Raw genomic sequence first — 6,628 nt, 5'->3', positions numbered from 1 at the left:
CCCGGCAGTTTCTGCGCGCCCACGGACCTGCGCGGTCAGGGGCGGCACCACGCAAGGGCCGGCCCGGTGCCACGGACCTGCCGCGCGAGGGCCGTCAGCGCGCTAACCTTAAGGGAGGAAAGGGGACCGATGCAGCGCGCGGACAGGCATGAAGAAGTGACGGCAACGCTCGAGTGGCCAAAGCCGTTGAGCGCGCAGGCGCTGAAGGCGGTAAAGACCGTGCTCCTGGGCGTGCTGGTGATCACGGCATTGGTGCAGATCGTGCCGTTTCAGGTGTTCGGCGGACTCGCGAACAACCTCTTCACGATCATCCTCATCCTGTCCTGGGCCGGACCCGCGCGGCGGTATTTCCGGCGCCGCGCCGAGGAGCGCAACCGGGAACGCAACGAAGGTCCGGCAGCCGAAGAACGGTAGCCGCTTACTTCCTGGCGACTGATTCGGCCATGAATTCGGCGACCACCTGCTGGGAGATGGCGACGTCGAGGACAAACACGCCGTCGTCGCCGGTGGCGAGCCAGGACTCCAGCTCGGCCAGGTCGGCCAGCGAGTAGGCCTTGGCGCCCTTGGCACCGAGAGCACGCCCGACGGCGGCGAAATCCACCTCATCGATCAGCATCGCCGCGTTATGCAGCCCCTTGGCCGCGTACTGGTGCAGCTCGGCACCATACGCCGAGTCATTCAGCACGATCACCACACCCCGACGGGTAACCCGCAGGAACGTCTCAAAATCAGCCAACCCCATGAGCCCGCCGCCGTCACCACTGACCAGCACCGTGACGCGCTCCGGCCTCGCCACAGACACCCCAGCCGCGGAACCGAACCCCATGCCGATCGACTGGAACGCCGTCCCCACCAGGATCATCGCGTGCGGATCCGGCACCGACAGGTACATCGGCGCCCACCCGATGAAGTGCCCGCCATCCATCACCACGGACCGCTCCGCCGGGAGAATACCCTCCAGCGCGGCAACCACGGCCCGCGGATTCAGCCTCCCGTCCGGCCCGAACTCCACCGGATCCTCCGTCGGCGAGGAGGACCGGAACTCCTCCCCCGCCACCTCCGGGACACGCTCCCGCCACGCGGACGTTGCGGGCTCCACCCGCCCCAGCAGACGCTCAACGAATGGCCGGATGTCGGATCGGATGTAATCCACCACAATCGGGTGTTCCTCATCGGGCTCGTTATCCACCCGGATAATCCTTGTCCCTTCCGGGAACAGCGTCCCGTACCGGGTCTGGAAGATGTTCATGCTCGCGCCGACCACCAGCACGACGTCGGCCTGCCGCGCCACCTCGAGACGGTGACGGCGCGTGAATCCGCCCGCGACGCCGAGGTCCCACTGGCTGCCGAACGCGTTGATCGCCATCACCGACGTCATGAACAGCGCTCCCAGCCGGTCGCCGATCTCCCGCAACGGCGAGGCGGCATCAGCGAGCACCACACCGCGTCCGGCAATCACCACCGGCCGCTCCGCCGCCGCAAGCAGCGCAGCCACACGCTCCAGGTCACTCTCCTGCGGGGGCCAGACGGCCTTGGCGGGAAGCGGCTCAAGGGTCTCCGGCTCCGCCAGCGGCGCCGTCGCGAGGTCATACGGGATCGCGACAATGACCGGCTGCACCGTCTGCACGGCAAGATCAAACGCACGGTGAGTGATCGCCGCCGCATTCCCCGGACCTGCCACCAGGGTCCGCACCCCCACCGCCTCAGCAGCCCTCACCTGGTCAATGTCGAAGTTGCGCGGCCCGCCGGCCGGGGCATCCCCCACCACCAGGACCAGCGGAATACGGGCAATACGCGCCTCGGCCAGAGTCGTATAGGCATTGGTGAACCCGGCGCCATACGTGGTGGTCGCCGCAGCAACCCCACCCGTAGCCCGGTGATACGCATCCGCCATCGCCACCGTCGCCGATTCATGCCGCGCCGAAGTGAACGGGAAACCGCGCCTGGTGAGCCGGCTGATCAGATGCGCGTTCCCATTGCCCATCAACCCGAACAAATGCCCGGCACGCTCCGCAACAGCATCAGCCACCGCCGCCGAAACATGCCCCTCATCCGGAAACATCGCGGCCGCTCCTGCTTCCGGAACGTGTGTGCTGGCGCTCGTCATGGTTCTATCCACTCCTTTGTGTCGTCGTGAATAGGGTATGCGCTCCGAGGTAGCACGCCCGCATCCGCGGGTTCCCCCGCATCCCAGGCGTGCGCAAGACCTCAGCGGCGTATCAGCGCGTACCCGAATGACTCCAGGTGCACCTTGTCCACAGCCTCACCCGCGAGCAGGTCCGTCCCGGTGACCTCGATCGCGACGGCATCCGGACCGTGGTTGATCAGGGTCACCACGTCGCCCCGCTGGGCGGCCTCCACGGTCGAGGGCAATCCCTCAAGCACAGGCACGACGCCGGCACCCGCGAATACATGCGCACTCACCAGGCGTGCGCCGTCGTCGTCGGGAATTGTCGCGAGGTAGTAGGCGCGGCCGGCACCAATGGAACGGGCAGTGAAGGCGGGCAGACCTGCGGTGCGGCCGCCGCTGAAGGACGCGAGCACCTCGGCGTCGACGGCGGCGATCTCCTCGGCGAGGTACAGGCCGTCGAAGCCGGTTTCAAAGGAAACCGGCGCAGAACGCGGGCCCGGACCGTCCGAGGCAGGCGGCACCAGCGCGCCGAACTCCTCGACGGTGACGCCGAGCAGCGGCCCGAGCTGGGTGAGGAAACCGCCCTTCCGGAACCGGTCGTGCTCGTCGACCACGTCGCTGAACGCGGTGACCAGCAGGTGCCCACCGCCCTCCACGAAGCGGGTCAGGTTCGCAGCCCCGGAGGAACCGAGCAGGTACAGCTGGGGCGCGACGACGACGGCGTACCCGGAAACGTCCGACGTCGGCTGAACAAAATCCACCTGCACATGCTGCCGGTGGATGGCGAAGTACCAGCGCTGAACGCACTCGACGTAGTCGAGCACCACCGGGTGGTCCGGCGCCTCAAGGGCCCACCAGTTCTCCCAGTCGAACACGATGGCCACGCGGGCGTCACGGGATCCTGCGGGCAGCACGGGCAGGGACGCGAGCTCCCCGCCGAGCTGGACCACCTCGCGCCAGGTCCGGGTGGATGTCCCGGCATGCGGCAGCATCGCCGAGTGGAACTTCTCGGCGCCGGCCCGGGACTGCCGCCACTGGAAGAAGAGGATTCCGTCGGCGCCACGGCCCACGGACTGCATCGACAGGGCCTGCATCTGGCCCGGCGCCTTGGGCGCGTTGGTGGGCCGCCAGTTGAGCGCGTTGGTGGACTGCTCCATCAGCAGCCACGGCGTCTCCGGTTTGAAGGAGCGGATCAGGTCCCGCTGGAACGCGCCGGCGCGGAAGCTCTCAGGGTCGTTCGGGTCCGGGTAGCAGTCATCGGAAATGACGTCCATCTCCTGCGCCCATTCCCAGTAGTTCGCGGGCTTGAAGGCGCCCATGAAGTTGGTGGTGACGGGCTGGGTGGCCCCGGCGGCGCGAATGATGTCCCGTTCCATCCGGTAGCACTCGAGCAGCATGTCCGAGGTGAACCGGCGGAAGTCGAGCAGCTGGCCCGGGTTGTGGCTGTACGGCGCCTTCCGCGGCGGGAAGATGTGGTCGAAGGACTCGTAGTGCTGGGCCCAGAACCAGGTGCCCCAGGCCTCATTCAACGCATCCAGGGACCCGTACTTCTTCCGCAGCCACCCCCGGAAGGCATCCCGCGCAGAGTCCGAGTAGTCCAGGTTCAGGTGGCAGCCGTACTCGTTGTTCACGTGCCACAGCACCACTGCGGGATGGCTTGCGTACCGCTCGGCGATCCGCTGAACCAAAGCGCCCGCGAGCCGGCGGTATGACGGCGATGACGGCGCGTAATGCTGCCGGCTCCCGTGCCAGTACGGCGCGCCGTTCTCATCCGCGGCGAGGATGTCCGGGTAGACGATGGTCATCCACGGCGGGGGCGACGCCGTCGCAGTTGCCAGGTCCACGGCGATACCGCCCTCGTGCAGCAGGTCGATCACGCGGTCGAGCCACCCGAAATCGTAGACGTCCTCCGCAGGCTGGATCCGCGCCCACGCAAAGATGCCGAGGCTTACCATGGTGACCCCGGCCTCGCGCATCCGCGCAATGTCCTCGGGCCAGACCGATTCCGGCCACTGTTCAGGATTGTAATCGCCGCCGTAGTGCACGGTGGTGTTCCTTTCGGGATGGGGATTCAGCGCTTGCGCTCGCGTTCCTTCACTACGAGCACAGCAAAAACAAGACAGCCCATTCCGGGCACAATCAGGGGCGGCAACTGCCAGGTCACGACGACGGTGAGCACCAGCGCGACAATCAGCGGAACAATCGCCCCCGGATCCGTGGCGAACGAGCCCACGCCGTCCCGGACCGCCTGCCGCCACCCCGTGGAAGGCTTCCAACGCACCGCCGACTGCAGCAGGGCCAGCGCGAGCGCGGTAAGCGCCACCAGCCCGACGGCGAACACCGCCTGCCAGCCCGGCAGCACCTGGGTGCCGGCGAGCAGGAGGTTGAAGAGCAGGACGGCGGCAAGCGCCGTCGTCGTCAATCCCACCACCCAGCCGGTGCGGAGGGCGGACAGGAAGTCCGACCACCACTGGCCGAGTGTGGAGCGCTCCGCCAGCAGGTAGCGGTGGAGGTGACGGGTGGAGGCGCTGATCGCGGCCGGGAGGGTGATGATGAGCAGACCGCCGGCAACGGTGAGGATGCCCATCCACAGTACTTCCGCGAACAGCGCGAACTTCCCCTCGGCGCCCGGCCACTTGAGCTGGGTACCGTCGGGAAGTTCGCGCCGTTTGCGGGGTGTCATCCCTTCAGGCCCTGGGTGGCCACGCCGTCAACGAGGAATCGCTGGAAGATCACGAAGAACAGCATGACCGGCAGCAGGGCGAGAACGGAAATCGCCACGGTTGCTCCGTAGTCGGAGGCGCTCGACTGGTCATTGAAGACGCGCAGTGCGAGCGGCAGCGGGTAGTTGTCAGGCGAGTTCAGGTAGAGCAGCGGGCCGAGGAAGTCGTTCCAGCTCCAGATGAACGCGAAGATCGAGGACGTGATGAGTGCGGGTTTGATCAGCGGGACGGTGATGGACCAGAAGATCCGCCAGTGGCCGCAGCCGTCAATGCGCGCCGCCTCGTCGAGTTCCTTGGGCAGGTTCCGGATGAACTGGACCATCAGGAAGACGAAGAACGCCTCGGTGGCCAGGAACTTGCCGACCAGCAGGGGGAAGAACGTGTCCACCATGCCGAGGTTCCGGAAGATCATGTACTGCGGGATGATCAGCACGTGGAACGGGAGCAGGAGGGTGCCGATCATCATGGTGAAGAACAGCGGGCGCCCCTTGAAGTCGAGGCGGGCGAACGCGTAGGCCGCCATCGATGAGGAGATGACCGTACCGATCACGGCGCCGACGCCCAGGATGGTGGAGTTCCAGAAGAACTTCCAGGTGGGGATGCCGGCCACGCCCTCCATGACCTTCACGAAGTTGTCGACGGTGGGGTTCTCGGGCAGGAAACCCTGGTTCGAGCCGAACTCCGAGCTGGGCTTGAAGGACGCCGAGATCATCCACATGAGCGGATAAAGCACGACGGCGGTCAGCACCACAATGCCGATGATCCAGACCACCGTCGCGGCGGTCTTGCGTGGGGTCTGACGGCGCTTGCGTACCGGCTGGACCGGGGGGACGGCCGTGGGGTTTGTTTCGATCGTGGTCACTTGGTGTCACCTCCGTAGTGCACCCAGCTCTTGGAGGTGCGGAAAAGGATGAAAGCGAGGATGCCCACCGCGATCAGGAGCACCCAGGCCATCGCCGAGGCGTAGCCCATCTGGTTGTTCGTGAACGCGCGGGTGTAGAGGTAGACGGTGTAGAAGTTGGTGGCTCCCGCAGGCCCGCCGGTGCCCGAGCCAATGATGTAGGCGGACGCGAAGATCTGGAACGCGCCGATCATCTCGAGCAGCAGGTTGAAGAAGATCACGGGAGAGAGCATCGGCAGGGTGACGCTCAGGAACTTGCGCCAGGCCTTTGCACCGTCCACGGATGCTGCTTCATAGAGTTCAGTGGGGATCTGCTTCAGGCCGGCCAGAAAGATGACCATCGGGGCGCCGAACTGCCAGACCGCCAGGAGGATCATCATCGGCATGATCAGGGCGGGAACGCCCACCCAGCCGCCGAGGTTGATGCCGAACAGGCTCAGGCCACTGTCAACCGGGCCGTCAGCGGAGAACATTGCGCGCCACACGATGGCGATGCTGACCGACGCGCCGATGAGGCTGGGTGCGTAGAACGCCGAGCGGAAGAACGCGGTGCCCTTCGACTTGAAGTTCAGCAGCATGGCCACCCCGAGGGCGGCGGCGAGCTTGATGGGCGTTCCCACGAGTACGTAGATCAGGGTGATCTGAACGGAACCCCAGAAGATGGTGTCGCCCGCCATCCGTTCAAAGTTGGCCAGGCCGGACCATTTGGGGGCGGTGAAGATGTTGTAGTCCGTGAAGGCGAGGTAGAGCGAAAAGAGCATGGGGCCCAGGGTGAGGGCAAAGAGCCCGAGCAGCCAGGGGGAGAGGAAAAGATACCCGGCGAGGTTCTCCCTGTTGCCTTTTCGTCTGGGCTGCCCACCCGTCCGGCGGGGC

Annotated in this window: 6 protein-coding genes; 1 reads left to right on the top strand and 5 read right to left on the bottom strand. The window is 66.3% G+C overall.

The genetic code is table 11. The features are described 5' to 3' along the window. Positions 1–414, top strand: a 414-nt coding sequence (locus tag X803_RS0109450; protein WP_216699049.1) for a hypothetical protein, incomplete at its 5' end; no start/stop codon positions are given. A gap of 4 nt (positions 415–418) precedes the next feature. Here X803_RS0109450 and X803_RS0109445 read toward each other — a convergent pair. From X803_RS0109445 to X803_RS0109425, 5 genes are all read right to left on the bottom strand, one after another. After that, positions 419–2,107, bottom strand: a complete 1,689-nt coding sequence (locus X803_RS0109445) for a thiamine pyrophosphate-binding protein (protein WP_253907435.1) — start codon at positions 2,105–2,107, stop codon at positions 419–421. A 101-nt stretch (positions 2,108–2,208) separates the two neighbouring features. Further along, on the bottom strand, positions 2,209–4,176 hold the full coding sequence (locus X803_RS0109440; RefSeq protein ID WP_051470623.1) for a beta-galactosidase: 1,968 nt from the start codon (positions 4,174–4,176) through the stop codon (positions 2,209–2,211). Between the two features lie 26 nt (positions 4,177–4,202). Further along, a complete protein-coding gene (locus tag X803_RS18960) occupies positions 4,203–4,814 on the bottom strand; it encodes a hypothetical protein (RefSeq protein ID WP_051470622.1) in 612 nt (203 codons plus the stop codon). Continuing rightward, positions 4,811–5,716 carry a carbohydrate ABC transporter permease gene (locus X803_RS0109430; protein WP_026544954.1) on the bottom strand — a complete coding sequence of 302 codons (906 nt, stop codon included), beginning with the start codon at positions 5,714–5,716 and terminating at the stop codon, positions 4,811–4,813. The genes X803_RS18960 and X803_RS0109430 overlap by 4 nt, the downstream gene beginning before the upstream one ends. Then, positions 5,713–6,628 (bottom strand): carbohydrate ABC transporter permease (locus X803_RS0109425; protein ID WP_026544953.1); only part of this gene is annotated, 916 nt, incomplete at its 5' end. The genes X803_RS0109430 and X803_RS0109425, both read right to left, overlap by 4 nt.

The organism is Arthrobacter sp. 35/47 (assembly GCF_000520475.1).
GTDB lineage: Bacteria > Actinomycetota > Actinomycetes > Actinomycetales > Micrococcaceae > Arthrobacter_D > Arthrobacter_D subterraneus.
The sequence above is the reverse complement of the archived record's forward strand: the minus strand, read 5'-3'. Positions and strand labels throughout refer to the sequence as shown.

What these genes read in the sequence shown, in the direction of transcription:
- X803_RS0109445 (WP_253907435.1), bottom strand. Translation starts at nt 2,107, where the DNA reads ATGACGAGCGCCAGCACACACGTTCCGGAAGCAGGAGCGGCCGCGATG.
- X803_RS18960 (WP_051470622.1), bottom strand. Translation starts at nt 4,814, where the DNA reads ATGACACCCCGCAAACGGCGCGAACTTCCCGACGGTACCCAGCTCAAG.